This is a genomic window from Lentzea rhizosphaerae (assembly GCF_042649515.1).
GTDB classification, from domain to species: Bacteria; Actinomycetota; Actinomycetes; order Mycobacteriales; family Pseudonocardiaceae; genus Lentzea; species Lentzea aerocolonigenes.
This window is the reverse complement of the sequence record NZ_JBHRZI010000022.1, coordinates 70,499-89,504: the sequence shown is the minus strand read 5'-3', so window position 1 is coordinate 89,504 and position 19,006 is coordinate 70,499. Positions and strand designations below refer to the sequence as shown.

Genomic DNA, 19,006 nt, shown 5'->3' with positions numbered 1-19,006 from the left:
GGCAACGGTGGTCCGATCCGAAGTCGAGATGCGCGTTGCAACGTCCATCGCGCCGAGGTTCGGCATCGTTTCGCCGCCAACGAATGGCGGCACCTGCCCCGGTCGCGAGACGCCGCGTCCTTCTTCGTCTCGCGCACAACAGGGGCAGGTGCCGCAGGGGGTTACAACGACCGAACGGCCGTGCGGTTACGCCCGAAGGCGGTAAGCGCGCAGGACCGTTTGGTCGATCGTGTTGCCCTCGGTGTCCTCAGCAACCACCCGTAGCGACACGTAACCCCCAGGCGCCCCACCAGGGGGAACGAGGGACTTCACCGGCACCCAGTTGGCACCGTCGTCGAACGACGCGTAGGCGCGAAGTTCACGAACGGTGGCCTTGGCGGCACCGGCCTGACGCGACGCGGTGAACTTCACCGGCATCGGAGCACCGGCGACCCAGCTGTTGCGCAGGTCGACCGGCAGCGTGTAGTCGACCTCCAGCAACGGCAGCTTGCCGTCGGCGGAAGCCGTGAACTGCCACGTCGTGTCCACCTTCGTCGACAGCGCCGACGTCTCGCGCGCCGCGTCCAGCTTCAGCTCGTACCTGCCGGAACGCTCCGGTGCCGGGAACCGGCCCTCGCGCATGTCCGAGTAGCCGACCACGGCACCGTCGCGCCGCAGCGTCAGCTGGCCGGAGCCGCTCAGCCGCCAGTTCTCCACCCACGTGGACCCGCCGAACGGGGAGATCCGCGCGGTGATGAAGTCACCGGTGCGCGCCACGCCGCCGCCCTGCGACCAGGTCACCACCGTCGGACGACCGAACCGAGGTGAGGCCACCGCGCGGTGGTTGGACCGCTCGTACTTCCTGCCCGGCGCGTAGGTCTCGGTCTTGAGGTCGGCCCAGGACGTGGCGCCGTCGAATCCCTCGTGGTACCAGCCGATCCCGTTGCCCGCCGTGTAGTACTCGGTGCGCTGCACGGCACCCAGGAGGTCCTCGTCCATCGCACCGAGGTGCAGGAGCAGGAGGCCGTTGATCACCGGGTAGGTCCGCTGGACGACGTCGCTGTCCGCGCCCGACGAGTGGTAGCGCGCCTTGACCTCGGCGAGCTCCGAGTGGCGGAGCTTGCGCGTTCCGACCGGCAGCGCTCCCTTGTCCTGCAGGTACAGGTTGTAGGACACGGGGGATCCCGTGATGGCGCGCAACGTCAGCCGCGCGGGCGTGGTTGCTACGTGGTGTTCCGCCGCCGCGATCACCGGGATGACCGACCGCGTCGAGAACCCGAACGGCACCGGGCCCGCCCACAGCACGGCCACCGCGCCCGCCTCCTGCATGACGCGGGCAACCTCGTACGGGTCTTCGCCCGCGGTGCGGACCAGCGCCAGCTTGCCGCGCACGTCGCCACCGCGTTCCGCCACGTCGAGCTGGTGCTCGCCGGGCTTCAGGTACGAGCTGCTTTCCCAGTACCGCACCGGGAACCCGCCTGCGACCGAGATCAGCGGCTGCCCGGCCTTGAGGGCCGAGTCGTAGGTCAGCTCGGGCAGCGGAGCGCCGAACGACAGGCCGTACAGCGGCACGCGGCCGTCGACGATGCTGGCGACACCGCTGATCTTGCCCGGCTTGAACGGCACGCGCAGGTCCGCGTTGCGGTACCAGACCTCCGACTTGTCGTCGGGCAGCTGGAGGCTGATCTGCTTGCCCTGCCTGGCGTCCAGCGTCACCGTGGTGTCCGCGGTCAGCGAGAGGCGGCCGGCCACCTCGGTCGCCGACACCGGGGCGAACCAGTCGTAGTTCGCCGTCTTCTCGTCGATCCGGCCGATCACCGCGTAGTCGCCCACGCCGACCCGCGCCGACCCGACGCCGTCGGTGATCTCCAAGATCGAGGCTTCCTGCGTGCCCGTGTTGACCAGCACCACGAACTCGTCGGGGACCGGCTTGCCGTCACGGCCGGTCACCGACAACGTGAGCGTGCGCCGCTCCTCCTGCACGTACGCGCCGACCGCGGTGGTCAGCGAGACGCCGTTGCCGGAAGCCTTGACGTGCCCGAAGAAAGTGCCGTTGCCCTTGCGCGGGTCGAGCACCACGTCGACCTTCGCCGTACCGCCGGCGGGCACCGTCACCGAGGCCGGCACGGTGAAGTCCGCGCCGAGGTCGTGCTGCAACGCCAGGGAAACAGGCTCGGCCGACGCGTTCGAGTAGGTGATCGTCTTCGTGAACGTCTTGGTGTGCGGCCATTCGAGCAGTCCGAACGACAGGCTGCCGACGTCCGCGCGGACCTGCTGCGAGACCGCGCGGCCCACGTCCACCAGGCCGGTGCCGACGTTCGCCGGAGTGTCCGCGACGGGCTTCACCGTCGCCATCAGGTGTGCCTTGAGCTCGGCGGCGGTCCAGGAAGGGTTGCGTTGAGCCAGGATCGCCGCGGCACCGGCGACGTGCGGCGCGGCCATGGACGTGCCGGTCAGCTTCGCGTGCAGGTCGTCGACGTAGTGCTCCCACAGCGTGCCCTCGGCGCGTGCGGCCACGATGTCCGTGCCCGGCGCCGCGATGTCCGGCTTGACCGCGAAGTCCTTGTGCCGCGGCCCGCGCGACGACCACTCGTTCACCGTGCCGGACTTGGTCAGGTTCGCGACCGCCAGCGCCGCGTCGGCAGCCGCCGGTCCACCCACCTTGACGCGGTCGCCGGAGTTGCCCGCCGCCGTCACGAAGAGCGCGCCGGTCTCGGCGGTGAGCTCGTTCGCCTTGGCGGACAACGGGTCCGTGCCGTCGGACGCCACCTCGCTGCCGAGACTCATGTTGACGACCTTGGCCCTGACCTCGCGCGCCGCCCACTCCATGCCGGCCAGGATCGCGCTTTCCTCGCACCAGGTGCCTTCGCAGACCCTGCCGACGGCGAGCTTCGCGCCCTTCGCCACACCGGAATACTTGTCGCTGCGTCCCGCGATCGTCGCGGCGACGTGCGTGCCGTGGCCGACGTTGTCCTGGATGCCCGCCGGGGTGAAGTCCTTCGACTGCGCCACCACGCCCGCGAGCTCGGGGTGGTTCTGGTCGTAGCCGGTGTCGAGCACGGCGATCGTGACGCCGGTGCCGTCGAACCCCGCCTGCCACGCGGCGGGCGCGCCCACCATCGGGACGCTCTGGCCCAACGAGATCTTCGCCTTGCCGTTCAGCCACAGCTTCCCGGCGGCACGGGCCGTCGCACGACCCTTCCAGCGCTGCTCTGCTTCCTTCTTCGGCACTGCGGAAGCCGTGCGGAAGCCGTTGTCCAGCACCGGAATCCGGTCGGTCTTTTCGTCGGTGTAGCCGAACGAGTGCAGTGCGGTGACGTCGAAGAAGCGCTTGTCGACGCGGTCCTGTCCCAGCGCGTCGACGGCGTCGGCGGGCACCACGTACTGGTGGTCGTCCTGCACGTACTGGGCGAACTTCATGCCGGGCCGCCCCTCGACGCCGACCAGTCCACCCTGCTCGTCCAGGACCACCTTGTCACCGCTGATGAGCGTGATGGTCTGGGTCTTTCCGAGCCCGGCGGTGCCTCTCGGCTCCGCCTGCGCCGCTGTCGCCGGACTGATCAGCCCGGCGACGAGCGCGGTGGCCACAAAACAGCGCGCTGAGCGCACCTGTCCTCCCCTGGGTGTGAACCTCTCCACCCGAGAAGACTCCAGCTGTCAGCAAAAGGTTGCTCGGCTCACGCACCGCGATAGGTGCCGAAGCTCCAGCGGTTGCCTTCCGGATCGGCGACGGTGAAGCCGCGCGACCCGTAGTCCTCGTCCTTCAGCCCGCGGACCTCCGTGGCACCGCGCGCCATGCACTGCGCGTAGATCTCGTCCGGCCGGTCCGTCACCACGTAGACGGACGCCGCTCCGACGGCCGTCGCCTCGACCTCGCCGACCGAACGCTTGGCGGACCCCAGCATCACGCCGCCGCCTTCTGGCCAGACCATCTCGCAGTGCACGACCTCGCCGTCGGCCTCGCCGGGCACGACGAGGTGCTCGGTGAAGCCGAAGGCCTCGACCAGGAACCGGATCGCGGCCGGCGCGTCCTCGTAGGACAGTCCCGGCCAGCAGGTGGGTGCAGGTGTTGTCATGGCGACAACTCTGCGCCCTGCTCTGTCTCGCTGCCTTGTACGAATGGAAGCTCCGCCGCGATCCACTCGGTCGGGGTCGCTCCGCACAGCGCCCGCCAGTCGCGGTTGAAGTGCGCCTGGTCGGTGTAGCCGCAGGCCGCGGCGACCTCGGTCAGCGTGGGCCGCCGCTGCCCGCGCAGCATCCGGTTCGCCCGCTCGAACCGCATCACGCGCGCCACGACCTTGGGCGTCAGACCGAACTCCGCCGCGAACCTCGACGTGAGGTGCTGCCGGCTCCACCCGACCTCGGCGGCGATCTCCCCCACCGGCACGCCCTCCGCGAGCCGTTGCCACGCCCACGCCACCTCGACCTGTTGCTCCACCGGCCGCAGCAACCGCCCCAGCACGAGGTCCAGCGCGGCGAACCGGTCCGTCCACGTCGTCGCGGTCTGCACCCGTTCGCGCAGCTCGGCGGCGGGAGCGTCGAGCGCGTCGAGCCCCACCGACGTCCCCGAGAGCTCGGCGGCGGGCAGACCGAAGAACGCCCGTGCGCCCAACGGCGTCAACGAGCACTGGATGCCGTGCTGGAACCCGTCGTGGGTGATCAGCACGGCCTCGTCGTGCAGGCCGCCGCACAGCGTGGCGAACCGGCCCTGCGGCAGGTCGACGGTGCCGTCCAGGGTCACGACGAGGGTGAGCGAGCGCGACGGCAGGCCGCGGTGCACGCCGGGTTCGGTCCGCATCCGGTACCCGCCGTACCGCGTGACGAACGGCCGCAGCCTCGGGTGCGGCGCACCGATGACGTGCTCGACGTCCACGGTCCCGATGCTAAGCCAAACCCTTGGGCTCGCCACCCCAGGTCCCGACGTGGATGAACGGCGCTTTTGCCCACCTGAGGTGAACAAAAGCGCCGTTCATCCACCGTGTGACGGACAGAACCTCTGACCAGGTGCTCAGAACAACTCGCCCAGCACCAGCAGCCCCGCGCCGATCGGCACGAGATCAGGCCCGTACGACGTCACGCTCACGTCCACGTCCGGCATCGCCCGCAGGTACAGCTCGGGCGACTGGAGCACCTTCCGTCCACTCAGCACGATCTGGTCGAGGTCCAGCAGCTGCACCAGGTTCGTCACCGCCGCGGCGAGCACCCGCGCGGCCTCCACCCCGGTTGCCGCGGCGTGCACGGCCTCGACGCACCCGCGCCGCCCGCACACACACAACGGACCGTCGAGCTGAATGGTCGTGTGCCCGAACTCGCCCGCACCCGACCGTGCGCCCCGGTGCACCTCTCCTCCGAGGAGCAACCCCACGCCCAGACCGGTGCCCACGAACACAACGGCCGCATCCTCGAGAGGCCTCCGCCACGCCTCGGCGAGCACGGCCGCGTTGGTGTCCTTGTCCACCACCACCGGCAGCCCGAGCCGTTCCTCGGCGAGTTTCCGAAGCGGAACCTCCGACCAGCCCGGCAATCCGTTGGGCGACACGACCCCGTCACGGAAGTCCAGCGGGCCGGCGATCCCGATGCCGAGCCCGAGCACCCCCGGCTCCACCAACGGTTCCAGCGCCTCCAGGACGTCGGACGGGGTGAACATCGGCGCCAGCGGCACCGCGGAGGCCGACACCACCTCGCCGGTCAGGTCGAGCTTCACCACCCGCAGCTCGTCCCGGTCGACGTACGCCCCGTACGCGAACCCGCCGTCGGCGCGGAGCTGGAGCGACATCCGGGGCTTGCCGCGGCCCCCGTCGCGCACCGCGCCGGTCTCCTCCACCAGGCCGGCCGCGATGAGCCGCGCCACGATCTTCGAGACCGCCTGCGGGGTCAGCCCGGCCTCGTCGGCGATGGAAGCCCTGCTCAGAGCCCCTGCACGGACGAGTCGCAGGACGGTCCGGTCGTTGTGCGAACGCAGCGAGGTGAGGTCCACGGTCGCAATTATTCAACAGCGTTGCTTTAATCGGAAGATGACACGAGTCGGACTGCTGGGCTACGGCATCGCGGGACGGGTCTTCCACGCCCCGCTCATCTCCTCGACGGAGGGCATGGACCTCGCCGCCATCGTCACCGCGAACCCGGAGCGGCAGGCCCAGGCCCGTGCCGCACACCCGGACGCCAAGATCGTCACCGCGGACGAGCTGTTCGAGCTGGACCTCGACCTGATCGTCGTCGGCACCCCGAACCGCACGCACGTCGAGTACGCGCGCCGGGCGATCGACAAGGGCGTCGCGGTCGTCGTCGACAAGCCGTTCGCGCCGTCCAGCGCCGAGGCCGCGGAGCTGGTCGCGGCCGCACAGGCCAAGGGCGTTCCGCTCACCGTGTTCCAGAACCGCCGCTGGGACAGTGACTTCCTCACCGTGCGCAAGATCCTCGGCCGGCTGGGCGAGATCCGGCGGTTCGAGTCGCGCTACGAGCGCTGGGTGCCGGAGATCTGGGACAACTGGCGCGAGTTCGGTGCCCCGGAGGAGGCCGGCGGGCTGCTCTACGACCTCGGCGCCCACCTCGTCGACCAGGCCGTGCAGCTCTTCGGGCCGGTCAGGACCGTCTACGCCGAGCTCGACCTGCGCCGTCCCGGTGTACAGGTGGACGACGACGTGTTCGTGGCGCTGACGCACGAGAACGGCGTCCGCTCGCACCTGTGGGCCAACGCGCACGCCGCACACCACGGGCCGCGGTTCCGCGTGCTCGGCAGCGAGGGCGCGTTCGTGGTCAGCGGCATGGACGAGCAGGAGGACGCGCTCGACGCCGGCCGCCGCCCGACCGATCCGAGCTGGGGCTACGAGACGCGCACCGGGCAGTTGGGCGTTCTCGGCGAGACGGTCGAGGTGCCGGTCGAGCTCGGCGCGTACGAGACCTTCTACTCCGAGCTGCAGGCCGGCCGCATCCCCGTCGACCCGGCGGGCGCCGTGCACGCGCTCCAGGTCATCGAGGCCGCCTTCACGTCCGCGCGCGAGAACCGGGTGGTGGCACTGTGACGACCAGCGAAGAGCTCCTCGCCCAGGAGCGGCGCCTGCAGTTCACGCGCTTCGGCAACGACATCGCGATCGAGCTCGGCCTGCACCTCCTCGACGCGGCCCGCGAGCAGGGCCTGCCGATCGCGATCTCGGTGCGGCGCAACGGACACCGGCTCTTCCACGCCTCGTTGCCCGGCACCTCGCCGGACAACGACAGCTGGTTGGAGCGCAAGGCCCGCGTCGTCGAGAGGTTCGGCCACAGCTCGTTCTACGTCGGCACCACGTTCCGCGAGAAGGGCACGACGTTCGAGGCGGAGTCACAGCACCTCGACGCGGCCCTGTACGCGGCGCACGGCGGCGTGTTCCCGGTCGTCGTGCGCGGCACCGGTCCGGTCGGCACCGTCGGCGTGTCGGGCCTGCCCCAGGCCGAGGACCACGAGTTCGTCGTCACTCAGCTGGAATCGTTCCTGAACTCCCACGACGCGTAATTAGCACGAATAGTCGTTGGTACAAAATCCGGACACACCACTTCGAGTGGATTCAATAACACTCGGAGTGGTGTTCTATATCAGCCCGGCCCACCACATCAATGTGCACAAAAGAGTGACCTTACTGGTCCAAACGAGTGCCCTATTCCATACTGGCACGACTAGCGCGAGTTGTACGCTCCGTAGCATCGACAGGCGTAAGACACCCACCCGAATGTCGCCTTTTTGGCCCCTTCACAGCCCTCAATTGCGAGAACTAACGTCCCTTCCGGCTTAATCGGATTGGTCCATTAGCGCATTGCAGATGGGTGGGTGCAGGGTTGTGACTGTGACGGATTCTGACCTCGATGAGGGCCGTCAGCAGCTGAGTTTGGGCACGGCCGCCGCGCGTAATCTGGCCACGACCACCAAGTCCGTCCCGCAGATGCAGGGAATCACCTCCCGCTGGCTGCTCAAGGTCCTGCCCTGGGTCCAGGCCGCGGGTGGTGCCTACCGCGTCAACCGCCGGCTCACCTACACGCTGGGCGACGGCCGAGTCTCCTTCACCAACATCGGCGCGGAGATCCGCGTCGTCCCGATGGAGCTCACCGAGCTGTCGCTGCTGAAGGGCTTCGACGACGAGGCCGTCCTCACCGCGCTCGCCGGCCGCTTCACCCAGCAGGAGTTCGGCATCGGCGACGTCATCGTCGAGAAGGGCCGCCCGAAGGACACCGTCGTGCTGATCGCGCACGGCAAGGTCGACAAGATCGGCACCGGCGAGTACGGCGGCGAGACCGTGCTCGGCAACCTGGCCGACGGCGAGTACTTCGGCGAGACCGTGCTGGCCGGGCCGCAGGGCGAGTGGGAGTACACCGCGAAGGCCGTCACGCCGGTCACCGTGCTCACGTTGTCCTGGAACGACTTCCAGGCCCTCAACGGCGAGGCCGGCGGGCTGCGCGCCCACATCCAGCAGACCTACAACAGCCGCAACAAGCCGCAGAACGACTTCGGTGAGGCCGAGATCGGCATGTCGGCCGGCCACGACGGCGAGCCCGTCCTGCCCGGCACGTTCGTCGACTACGAGCTCTCGCCGCGCGAGTACGAACTGAGCGTCGCGCAGACGGTGCTGCAGGTCCACACGCGGGTCGCGGACCTCTACAACAACCCGATGGACCAGGTCGAGCAGCAGTTGCGGCTCACGATCGAGGCCCTGCGCGAGCGCCAGGAGCACGAGATCGTCAACAACCGGTCGTTCGGCCTGCTGCACAACGCGGACCTCAAGCAGCGCATCCACACCCGGTCCGGCCCGCCCACGCCGGACGACTTCGACGAGCTGCTGTCGATCGTGTGGAAGGACCCCGGTTACTTCGTCGCCCACCCGCGCACGATCGCCGCGTTCGGCCGCGAGCTGAACAAGCGCGGCATCTACCCGCAGCACATCGACTTCAACGGCCAGCAGGTGCCGGCGTGGCGCGGCATCCCCGTGCTGCCGTGCAACAAGATCCCGATCTCGGACACCCGCACGTCGTCGGTGATGCTGATCCGCACCGGCGAGCAGAACCAGGGCGTCATCGGCCTGCACCAGACCGGCATCCCCGACGAGTACCAGCCGGGCCTTTCGGTGCGGTTCATGGGGATCAACGACCAGGCGATCATCAACTACCTGGTCAGCGCCTACTACTCGGCCGCGATCATGGTGCCGGACGCCATCGGTGTGCTGGAGCACGTCGAGCTGGGCCGCGAAGGCTGATGCCGTCTTTCACCATGCCGGAGTTCTACGTGCCCCACCCGGCACGGATGAACCCGAATCTCGAACGCGCCCGCGCCCACTCGACGCAGTGGGCGCGGGACATGGGGATGCTCGACACCGGGGTGTGGACTCCCGAGATCCTCGCGGGCGACGACTACGGGTTCATGTGCGCGTGGACCCACCCGGACGCGCCCGCGGAGATCCTCGACCTCATCACGGACTGGTACGTCTGGGTCTTCTACTTCGACGACGAGTTCTTCGCGGAGTTCAAGCAGACCAAGGACGTCACGGGCGCGAAGGCGTACCTCGACCGGTTGCCGGCGTTCATGCCGATCAACGGCACCGATCCCTCCCCCGAGCCGCGGAACCCGACCGAACGCGGGCTCGTCGACCTGTGGCAGCGCACGATCCCGTTGATGTCGCAGGACTGGCGGCGCCGGTTCACGACGAGCACGCACAACCTGCTGCTCGAGTGCATGTGGGAGATCAAGAACATGGCGTCCGGCACGGTCGCCAACCCGATCGAGTACATCGAGATGCGCCGCAAGGTCGGCGGCGCGCCGTGGTCGGCGAACCTGGTGGAGGTCTCCGAAGCCGCCGAGGTGCCCGCGTCCATCGCGGGCACCCGGCCGTTGCGGGTCCTCTCCGACACGTTCTCCGACGCGATCCACCTGCGCAACGACATCTTCTCGTACGAGCGGGAAGTGCAGCGGGAGGGCGAGAACTCCAACGGCGTGCTGGTGTTCGAGAAGTTCTTCGGTCACGACACCCAGACGGCGGTCGAGGCCGTGAACGCGCTGCTGACCTCGCGGCTGCACCAGTTCGAGAACACCGTGTTCACCGAGCTGCCGACGTTGTTCGCGGAGCACGGCGTCGGTCCGCTGGAGCAGGCACGGGTGCTGAAGTACGTGAAGGGCCTGCAGGACTGGCAGTCCGGCGGGCACGAGTGGCACCTGCACGCCGGCCGCTACACCAAGGTCGAGGGTGGCGGCGCGGGCAACTCGGCGTTCTTCCGCACGATCCTGCGCGGACCAACGGGCCTCGGCACGTCCGGCGCGTGGCTGGGGGTCGCTCGTGGCTGAGTTCGACATGCCGTTCGCGGCCAGGCTCTCACCCCACGCCGACCGCGTCCGCGCGCACACCAGGTCGTGGGTGCGGGACATGGGGATGCTGAACGGATCTCCGTGGACCGAGGCGTTCTACGACGCGGCGGACTACGGCGGTTTCGCCTCGCTGACCCATCCGACGGCGTCGTTCGACGACCTCCAGCACATCAGCGACTGGCACACGTGGGGTTTTCACGTGAGCGACGCGTTCCTGGACGGGTTCCTGCGACCGCGCAACGTCGGCGGCGGCAAGGCTTTCGTGGCCAGGCTGAAGTCGGTGCTCGCCGGGGCGGCTGCACCGATGAACCCTGCCGAGCGAGGTCTGGCCGACCTGGTGTCCCGGTCCACTGTGGACTCAGACGATGTCGAGCACCTGACGGAGTACCTGGACGCGTTGCTGTGGGAGCTGCACAACACCGCGCAGGACCGGGTGCCCGACCCGATCGACCTCGTGGAGATGCGCCGCCGGTCGATCGCGACCGAGCTGTCCGCGAAGCTGGTGCGCAAGTCGGTCGGCGCGGAGCTGCCCGCGGAGTTGTTGCGCAACAGCACGATGAGAGCGCTCGTCGACTCGTTCGGCGACGTTCCCGCACTGCGCCAGGAGATCGTCGGGTTCGACCACATCTACGCGACCGGTGGCAGCACCACCAGCGCGGTGCTGGCCGTGCAGCGGTTCTTCGGCTGCGACCTCGACCAGGCCGTGTCGATCGTGGCCGACCTGATCTCGGCGCGGTTGCGGCAGATCGTCTCGATCATCGGCGAGCTGCCGTCCATCGCGGCCGAGTACGACCTCTCCCCGGAGGCGACGGCCGGGTTGCACCGGTACGTCGAAGCGCTGAAGTCGTGGCTGGCCGGTGAACTGCTCTGGACGCAGCGATCCGGCCGCTTCTCCCCAACCCCCACCCGGAAGTTCCACTCCCCCACCGGACTCGGCACCCAGTCGTGCCTGTTCAAAGCAAAAGCAGGCTTGTTGGGTTGAGTCGACGAAGTGCGTGTCGACTCAACCCAACAAGCCGTCCTAGTTCGTCAATAGATTGGATTCGCAGTGACCGTTACCGATCCGGGCGTTGGGGTCGAGAACCAGCTGAGCCTCTCCACGGCCGCAGCCCGCAACCTCTCGACGACGACCAAGTCCGCGCCGCAGATGCAGGGCATCTCGCCCCGGTGGCTGCTGCGAATGCTGCCGTGGGTCGAGGCCAAGGGCGGCGCGTTCCGGGTCAACCGGCGGCTGAGCTACGCGGTGGGCGACGGCCGCGTCACGTTCACGAGCGTCGGTTCCGAGGTGCGCGTCGTGCCGCAGGAGCTGTGCGAGTTCCCGTTGCTGCGCGGGTTCGAGGACGAGGCCGCGCTGACGGCCCTGGCCAACCGCTTCGAGCAGCGCGAGTACGAGCCGGGCGAGGTGATCGCGGAACGCGGCCACCCCGCCGACTCGATCATCGTGATCGCGCACGGCAAGGTGACGAAGACCGGGCGCGGCGAGTACGGCGACGAGGTGGCGCTCGGCACCGTCGCCGACGGTGAGCACTTCGGTGACCACGAGGTGCTCGGCGGGGTGGAAGGAACGTGGGACTTCACCGCTCGCGCGTTGACGCCGACGACCGTGGTGGTGTTGTCGCGGGCGACGTTCAACCAGCTCAACGGGCAGATCGAGCCGTTGCGGGAACACATCGCACAGCAGCTGGCGAGCCCGTCGGGCGCGGCGAACAAGCACGGCGAGGCGGAGATCCGCCTGGCGTCCGGCCACGACGGCGAACCGACGCTGCCCGGCACGTTCGTCGACTACGAGCTACGGCCGCGGGAGTACGAGCTCTCGGTGGCGCAGACGATCCTGCGCGTCCACACGCGTGTGGCGGACCTCTACAGCCAGCCGATGGACCAGGTCGAGCACCAGCTGCGGCTGACCATCGAGGCCCTGCGCGAGCGGCAGGAGTTCGAGCTCGTCAACAACAAGGAGTTCGGCCTCATCGCGAACGCCGACCTCAAGCAGCGGGTCAGCACCCAGTCCGGCCCGGTGACGCCGGACGACATGGACGAGCTGATCTCGCGGCGCCGCAACACCCGGCTGATCCTGGCCCACCCCAAGGCGATCGCGGCGTTCGGGCGGCAGCTGTCCGCGCGCGGCCTGTACACGCCGACCGTGGAGGTCGAGGGCAAGCAGCTGCAGTCGTGGCGCGGCATCCCGATCGCGCCGTGCGACAAGATCCCGGTCAACAAGAACGGCACCACGTCGATCCTCGCGATGCGGCTCGGCGAGGAGAAACAGGGTGTGATCGGCCTGCGCCAGACCGGCATCCCCGACGAGTACGAGCCGGGCCTGAACGTGCGGTTCATGGGCATCGACGAGCACGCGATGCTCAAGTACCTCGTGTCGACGTACTACTCGGCCGCCGTGCTGGTGCCGGACGCGCTGGGTGTGCTGGAGAACGTCGAGATCGGCCTGTAGAGCCGTGACAGCTGAGTTCTTCGGTGAGATGACCGAACCGCTCGCGGCGGGCAGACCCGCCGGCGAGGTGCTCGCGTGGAGCCGGGGCCTCGTGCTCCCGGCTCTGCGCAAGGCCGTCGAGCAGTTGCCGCTCTCTCTGCGCGCGGTCGCGGAGTACCACCACGGGTGGCGCGACGAGTACGGCAACCCGGTGCTGGGCAACAGCGGCAAGGCGATCCGGCCCGCGCTGGTGCTGCTCGCGGCGGAGGCCGTCGGCGGCTCGGCGGACTCCGCGGTGCCGGCGGCGGTCGCGGTGGAGTTGATCCACAACTTCTCGTTGCTGCACGACGACGTGATGGACGGCGACACGACCCGGCGGCACCGCGCGACGGCGTGGACGGTGTTCGGTGTCAACTCGGCGATCCTGGCGGGTGACGCGCTCCAGGCGTTGGCGGTGGACGTGCTCGCGGGGTCGGGGCATCCGCGGGCGCTGGAGGCCATCCGGACGCTGGGCGATGCCGTGGTCGCGTTGCTCGAAGGCCAGGCGCTGGATCTCGACTTCGAGACGCGGTCCGACGTCGAGGTGTCCGAAGTGGAGCGGATGGCACGCGGCAAGACCGGCGCTCTGCTCGGTGCGTCAACAGCTTTGGGCGCGCTGTACGGCGACGGCACGGACGAGCAGATCGAGGCCATGCGCGGTTATGGCGCCGAGCTGGGCCTCGCGTTCCAGCACGTGGACGACCTGCTCGGCATCTGGGGCGACCCGGCGGTGACCGGCAAGGCCGCGCACTCGGACCTGGTGAACCGCAAGAAGTCCTTGCCGGTCGTGCGCGCGCTGACCGCTCGTGAGCCCGCTGCCGCCGAGCTGGCGTCGTTGTACTTCGGCACCCAGGAGATGAACCCGGAAACGCTTGCGCGGGCGGCGTCCCTGGTCGACGCGGCCGGTGGGCGGGCGTGGAGCCAGGCGCAGGCCGACGAGCTGCACACGCAGGCACTGGTCCACCTCGGCGAGGCCTCACCGACCGCGCGTGCGGCGGTGGAGCTCGGCACGCTCGCCCAGCTGGTCACCCGCCGAGACCACTGAACCCCTTGGGAAGGCGCCTGATGACGGAACACCCGCCGCGTTCTGTGCTGCTCGCCTCACCCCGGTCGTTCTGCGCCGGGGTGGAGCGTGCGGTCGAGATCGTCGAACGGCTGCTCGACCAGCGCGGCGGCCCCATCTACGTGCGCAAGCAGATCGTGCACAACATCCACGTGGTCCGGTCGCTGGAGGCTCGTGGTGCCGTGTTCGTGGAGGAGCTTTCCGAGGTGCCATTTGGTGCCACGGCGGTCTTCTCCGCGCACGGCGTGTCTCCTGCCGTGCGTGCCGAGGCTCGTGAACGCTCGTTGGACGTGCTGGACGCGACTTGTCCGTTGGTGACGAAGGTGCACTCCGAGGCCCGACGGTTCGCCGAGCGCGGTGACACGATCGTCCTCATCGGACACGCCGGGCACGAGGAGGTCGAGGGAACGCTGGGCGAAGCGCCCGGTCAGATGGTGCTGGTGGAGACCGTGTCCGACGTCGAGGCGCTGGAGATCACCGGGCCGGTGTCGTACCTGACGCAGACGACGCTGGCCGTGGACGAGACCGCCGAAGTGATCGAGGCGCTGCACCGCAGGTTCCCCCAGCTGCGCGGGCCGGGCTCCGACGACATCTGTTACGCGACCACGAACCGGCAGATCGCGATCAGGGACGTCGCTCAGCGCTCGGACCTGGTTCTCGTCGTGGGTTCGAAGAACTCGTCGAACTCGGTGCGGATGGTCGAGCTCGCCGCTCGCACCGGCACCCCGGCGTACCTGGTCGACGACGCGTCGGAGATCGATCCGGCCTGGCTGGCCGGCGTGTCCGCGGTCGGGTTGTCGGCCGGTTCCTCCGCTCCACCCGAGCTGGTGGACGAGGTCGTGGAAGCCTTGCGGGCCTTGGGTCCCGTGGAGATCTCGACGCACACGGCGGCGACCGAGACGATCGCCTTCACGCTGCCGCTGGCGGTGCGCCGTGCTGGCTGACATCACCTCGCCCGCCGACGTCCGGGCGCTCTCCTCGTCCGAACTCTCTTCTCTGGCCGCGGAGATCCGGTCCTTCCTGATCGCCAAGGTGCACCGGACCGGCGGTCACCTCGGACCGAATCTGGGCGCCGTCGAGCTGACCATCGCGGTGCACCGGGTCTTCAGCTCACCCGTCGACGTGGTGCTGTTCGACACCGGGCACCAGTCGTACGTGCACAAGATGCTGACCGGCCGGTGCCCGGACTTCGACTCCCTGCGGCAGGCGGGTGGCCTGTCCGGTTACCCCTCCGCGGCCGAGTCGGCGCACGACGTCGTGGAGAACTCGCACGCGTCAACCGCACTGTCCTATGCGGACGGTCTGGCCAAGGCGTTCGAGCTGGGCGGCACCGACCGCCGGGTCGTCGCCATCGTCGGCGACGGCGCGTTGACCGGCGGGATGTGCTGGGAGGCGTTGAACAACATCGGCGGCTCCTCCCGTCCCGTCGTGGTGCTGCTGAACGACAACGGCCGTTCGTACGACCCGACGGCGGGCGGGTTCGCGGCGTCGTTGCTCGACGGCTCGGCCCGTGCCCTGTTCGAGGCCCTCGGCCTGGCCTACATCGGCGAGGTCGACGGCCACGACGTGCACGCCGTCGAGAACGCCCTGTGGGAGGCCAAGTCCCTGGGCCGTCCGGTCGTCGTGCACTGCAAGACGGTGAAGGGCAAGGGGTACGAGGCCGCGGAGGCCGACGAGGCCGACCGCATGCACGCGGTCGGCGCGTCCGGATCTTCGTCGAGCCGGACGTGGACCGACGTGTTCTCCGACGAGATCGTGCTGCTGGGCGCGGAACGCCCGGACGTCGTCTGCCTGACCGCGGCGATGCTGGAACCGGTGGGCCTGCGGGCGTTCGCCGCGAAGTTCCCCGCGCGCGTCTTCGACGTGGGCATCGCCGAGCAGCACGCCGTGACGTCCGCCGCCGGCATGGCGATGGGCGGCCTGCACCCCGTGGTCGCCGTCTACGCGACGTTCCTGTCCCGCGCGTTCGACCAGCTGCTGATGGACGTGGCGCTGCACCGGTTACCGGTGACGTTCGTGCTCGACCGCGCCGGCGTGACGGGACCCGACGGCGCCTCGCACCACGGCATGTGGGACGCCTCCGTGCTGCCCGTCGTCCCCGGCCTGCGCCTGGCCGCCCCGCGCGATCCGGCGTCTCTGGCCTCGCTGCTGCGTGAGGCCGTCGCGGTGTCCGACGGCCCGACGGTCGTGCGCTACCCGAAGGCCGTTGCGGGGCCGGACATACCCGCGTTGCGGCGGGTGAGCCACTTCGACGTGCTGCGCGAGGTTCCGGACGCCGAAGTGCTGCTGGTAGCGGTCGGCCCGTTGACCGGCGCCTGTCTGGCCGCGGCTGTCGAACTGGAGTCGCACGACGTCCAGGTCAACGTGGTGGATCCGCGGTGGGTCGCTCCCCTGGACCCGCACCTCGTGAAGTACAGCAGCCGGCACCGCCTGATCCTCGCCGTGGAGGACACGACGTCGACCGGTGCACTGGGCGCGCGGCTGGGACAGGCGTTGCCCGACCACTGCGTCGCGACCTTCGCTCTGCCACCACGTTTCCTGCCGCACGACTCACGCGCCCGCATCCTGCGCGCGCACGGCCTGGACGCCGCCGGCATCACGACGAGCGTGCTGAAGCGCCTCGGCGTGAAGTGACGAACCAGCCGATGGCGAACGACACCGCAATAGCCCCAGCACCCACAACGGGCGCCTTCACCTCAGCAGGCAGCTCCAGCGGACGCAGGGCCGTCGCGAGGCTGAGCAGAATCGGCCCCTGCACGACGAACGCGACGTAGGCCGACCGCGCCAGCCCTTCGGTGAAGGGCCCCTGGCGGGTCAGCCTGCGTTGCGCGAGCCCGATGAGCCAGAGACTGCCCGCCACCACCAGGACTCCCTCGACGAGCGCCAGGGCCGCGGCCTGCCAGGTGAAGCCGCCGAGGAACGGTCCGGCGTTCTCGGCGAGGTCGAGCACGCCGAGGAAGGCCGCGGCGATCGGCAACACCACGATGGTGCCGACCACGACGTTGCGGGTGAGCCGGTAGATCTCGTCCGGCACCCGTTCGGCGAGCTTGCGACCCCCGATCGCCCCGAGCAGGAACATGCCGAGGCACTGCGGCCACCACCACAGGTGCAGGTCGCCGACCTGACCGCTCCTCGCGGGGAACACCAGCCGGGTCAGGAACGTCGTGCCGGCCACGATCATCGTCATGCCGACGACGGTTCCGGGCGTAATGCGGCGTTCTTTGATCGGCGGCCCGAGCGCCACCGCGACGGAGAAGACCAGCAGCACCCCGACGAACCACAGCGACCCGCTGTCCAGCAACGGATCGCGGTGCGTGAACGCGTGCCACCACGACACGTTCCGCCCGGCGCCGTTGTAGGCGATCCAGACGAACGTGGGCCAGACGAGCACAGCGCTCACGACCCACGGCGTGCCGAGCCGGACCAGCCGCTCGGTGATGAAGCGCTGCCGGCCTTTGCGTTCGATCGAGCCCGGCGTGAAGATCCCGGCCATGAAGTAGAAGGTGCCCATGAAGAACAGCCCGGACGGCCCGATCAACGCCGCCAGCACGGTCTCGACGCCGGGGTGGAACGTGACCTCGTTGACCTCGTCGTACGGCCAGCCGCCGATCGCGGCGTAGCCGAGCAGCGCGTGACCCCCGATGACCCACGCCACCAGGATCACCTTCAGGTTGTCCACTGCGGACAATCTCACGCGGTCCATGGTCCGCTTCCCGGCCGTGGAACGCCAGGGTCCGACGGGACGAGAGGACTTCTGGTCACGCGTGCCGCGCGCCCGCTGGCGCCGCCTGGTGATCTCCGGCCGGGCGCGTGCGGAGAGTCCGACGCCGAGCTACTGTCCTGAGCTGTAAATCAACCGCCAAAGTCGTGTCCTGTTGTTTTGGCGCGAAAAGCACGTTCTGGCCGCTAGATGGCCTTGGCTCCTCGTTCGCTCACAGGGAGCCGTATGGCGCGAACGGGACGTCGGGGCCGCTAGATCGCCCGAACGTGCTTTTCGCGCCAAACACGATTTAGATCACGGATTTCCGACTCAGCACACTACGGCCTGTCGCCCGTGTAGACGCCGAGCGTCCGGAACCTCAGACCCGGCTCCGCGTACTCCTCCATCGCGTGCGCGATCCACCCCACGATCCGGGCGATCGCGAAGATCGCCTCTCCCGCGTCCGGCGCCATCTTGAACGTCACGCCGAGCTGGGCCAGGGCGAGGTCGACGTTCGGAAACGACCGCTGCTGGGTGGCGATCACCTTGTCCGCCACCAGGTCGCCGTGGGCGCGCAGGACCGTGAGCAGGTGGTCGGCGCGCGGGTCTCGCTGTTGGTAGACGTAGTGGCCGAAGCCGGGGATCGGGCGTTCGGCGCGCAGGTGTTCGGCGATGGCGCCCATGGGGTCGGTCTCGGCCTGCAGCAGGAAGCGGTGCGCGAGGGTGCTGGCGGTGCCGTGCTTCTGGCCTTCCAGGGCTCCGAGGCCGGCGGACACCACGGCGTACGGGTGGGCTCGGGCGGAAGCTGCCACTCGGGCGGCCATGGTCGAGACGGCGAGGTCGTGGTCGGCCAGCAGGATCAGGGTCGTGTTCAGCACGTCCGGTTCCGGCGGCACCGGGGAGAGGCGTGCCCACAGGCGGTCGGAGATGTCCGTGCCCATCGGGCGCTGCTGCAGGGGCAGGGACTCGACCACGTCGGCGATGAGGGCCTTGGCCGTCGTGACCGCGCGGGACAGGTCGAAGCGGAGAGGGTCGCCGGCGCTCGCCAGTGCCACGGCGACGCGGACCCTGTCCGTCAGCGTGGCGCTCTCGGGGAGGGCCATCCAGATCTCCTGGCCCTCCGGGAACTGCATGCCCGTCGAGTCGATCTCGGTCCACAGCCAGTGGGCCACGTCCTCGAAGCGCTTGGTCGCGCTCAGCTGGACGGCGGAACGGCCACGGTAGTGCAGGCGGTCGTTCTCCAGCAGGGAGATGCGGGTGCGGATGCGATCGGTCACAGCCGCCACTGCTCCGCGTGCACCAGTGCGCTGGGCCAGGGCCTCGACGTCGGCGACGTCGAACATGCTGTGGCGGTTGACCTTCTTGCTGGTCAGGAGGCCGCGGCTGACGTACGCGTAGACCGTCGCCGGTTTCACGCCCAGGCGACGGGCAGCTTGATTCGTCGTCAACATTGATTCCATCAACGTTGACTGTACAAGA

15 protein-coding genes are annotated in these 19,006 nt (G+C 69.3%); 9 read left to right on the top strand and 6 right to left on the bottom strand.

The window, feature by feature from the left end; translation table 11 throughout:
* Window positions 1-186: 186 nt before the first annotated feature.
* The 4 genes from ACFOWZ_RS26850 to ACFOWZ_RS26835 all read right to left on the bottom strand — a co-directional run bounded on the left by ACFOWZ_RS26850 (window position 187) and on the right by ACFOWZ_RS26835 (window position 5,956).
* Entirely contained in the window at window positions 187-3,588 is a 3,402-nt protein-coding gene (locus ACFOWZ_RS26850; protein WP_382376661.1) for a S8 family serine peptidase, read from the bottom strand.
* Between the two features lie 68 nt (window positions 3,589-3,656).
* Complete coding sequence (locus tag ACFOWZ_RS26845) at window positions 3,657-4,055, bottom strand: VOC family protein (RefSeq protein ID WP_382376660.1); 399 nt, start codon at window positions 4,053-4,055, stop codon at window positions 3,657-3,659.
* Entirely contained in the window at window positions 4,052-4,852 is an 801-nt protein-coding gene (locus ACFOWZ_RS26840; protein WP_382376659.1) for a helix-turn-helix domain-containing protein, read from the bottom strand. The genes ACFOWZ_RS26845 and ACFOWZ_RS26840 overlap by 4 nt, the downstream gene beginning before the upstream one ends.
* A 135-nt stretch (window positions 4,853-4,987) precedes the next feature.
* On the bottom strand, window positions 4,988-5,956 hold the full coding sequence (locus ACFOWZ_RS26835; RefSeq protein WP_382376658.1) for an ROK family transcriptional regulator: 969 nt from the start codon (window positions 5,954-5,956) through the stop codon (window positions 4,988-4,990).
* Between the two features lie 37 nt (window positions 5,957-5,993).
* Between ACFOWZ_RS26835 and ACFOWZ_RS26830 the strand changes: the two genes are divergently transcribed.
* From ACFOWZ_RS26830 to ACFOWZ_RS26790, 9 genes are all read left to right on the top strand, one after another.
* Window positions 5,994-7,001 carry a Gfo/Idh/MocA family protein gene (locus ACFOWZ_RS26830; protein ID WP_382376657.1) on the top strand — a complete coding sequence of 336 codons (1,008 nt, stop codon included), beginning with the start codon at window positions 5,994-5,996 and terminating at the stop codon, window positions 6,999-7,001.
* Window positions 6,998-7,468: a heme-degrading domain-containing protein gene (locus ACFOWZ_RS26825; protein ID WP_382376656.1), complete on the top strand. Its 471-nt coding sequence runs from the start codon at window positions 6,998-7,000 to the stop codon at window positions 7,466-7,468. Before ACFOWZ_RS26830 ends, ACFOWZ_RS26825 begins: the two co-directional genes overlap by 4 nt.
* Window positions 7,469-7,790: 322 nt before the next feature.
* Window positions 7,791-9,197: a family 2B encapsulin nanocompartment shell protein gene (locus ACFOWZ_RS26820; protein ID WP_382376655.1), complete on the top strand. Its 1,407-nt coding sequence runs from the start codon at window positions 7,791-7,793 to the stop codon at window positions 9,195-9,197.
* Window positions 9,197-10,279 carry a terpene synthase family protein gene (locus ACFOWZ_RS26815; protein ID WP_382376654.1) on the top strand — a complete coding sequence of 361 codons (1,083 nt, stop codon included), beginning with the start codon at window positions 9,197-9,199 and terminating at the stop codon, window positions 10,277-10,279. The genes ACFOWZ_RS26820 and ACFOWZ_RS26815 overlap by 1 nt, the downstream gene beginning before the upstream one ends.
* Window positions 10,272-11,282: a terpene synthase family protein gene (locus tag ACFOWZ_RS26810; protein WP_382376653.1), complete on the top strand. Its 1,011-nt coding sequence runs from the start codon at window positions 10,272-10,274 to the stop codon at window positions 11,280-11,282. The genes ACFOWZ_RS26815 and ACFOWZ_RS26810 overlap by 8 nt, the downstream gene beginning before the upstream one ends.
* 66 nt (window positions 11,283-11,348) lie before the next feature.
* Complete coding sequence (locus ACFOWZ_RS26805) at window positions 11,349-12,746, top strand: family 2B encapsulin nanocompartment shell protein (RefSeq protein WP_382376652.1); 1,398 nt, start codon at window positions 11,349-11,351, stop codon at window positions 12,744-12,746.
* Between the two features lie 28 nt (window positions 12,747-12,774).
* Entirely contained in the window at window positions 12,775-13,809 is a 1,035-nt protein-coding gene (locus ACFOWZ_RS26800) for a family 2 encapsulin nanocompartment cargo protein polyprenyl transferase (RefSeq protein WP_382376728.1), read from the top strand.
* 20 nt (window positions 13,810-13,829) lie between these two features.
* Window positions 13,830-14,771, top strand: a complete 942-nt coding sequence (gene ispH / locus ACFOWZ_RS26795; protein WP_382376651.1) for a 4-hydroxy-3-methylbut-2-enyl diphosphate reductase — start codon at window positions 13,830-13,832, stop codon at window positions 14,769-14,771.
* Complete coding sequence (locus tag ACFOWZ_RS26790; protein ID WP_382376650.1) at window positions 14,761-16,461, top strand: 1-deoxy-D-xylulose-5-phosphate synthase; 1,701 nt, start codon at window positions 14,761-14,763, stop codon at window positions 16,459-16,461. Before ispH ends, ACFOWZ_RS26790 begins: the two co-directional genes overlap by 11 nt.
* Here ACFOWZ_RS26790 and ACFOWZ_RS26785 read toward each other — a convergent pair.
* Window positions 16,424-17,521 carry an acyltransferase family protein gene (locus ACFOWZ_RS26785; RefSeq protein WP_382376649.1) on the bottom strand — a complete coding sequence of 366 codons (1,098 nt, stop codon included), beginning with the start codon at window positions 17,519-17,521 and terminating at the stop codon, window positions 16,424-16,426. The two genes, ACFOWZ_RS26790 and ACFOWZ_RS26785, sit on opposite strands and share 38 nt — an antisense overlap.
* A 344-nt stretch (window positions 17,522-17,865) precedes the next feature.
* Entirely contained in the window at window positions 17,866-18,987 is a 1,122-nt protein-coding gene (locus ACFOWZ_RS26780; protein WP_382376647.1) for a citrate synthase, read from the bottom strand.
* Between the last annotated feature and the right edge of the window lie 19 nt (window positions 18,988-19,006).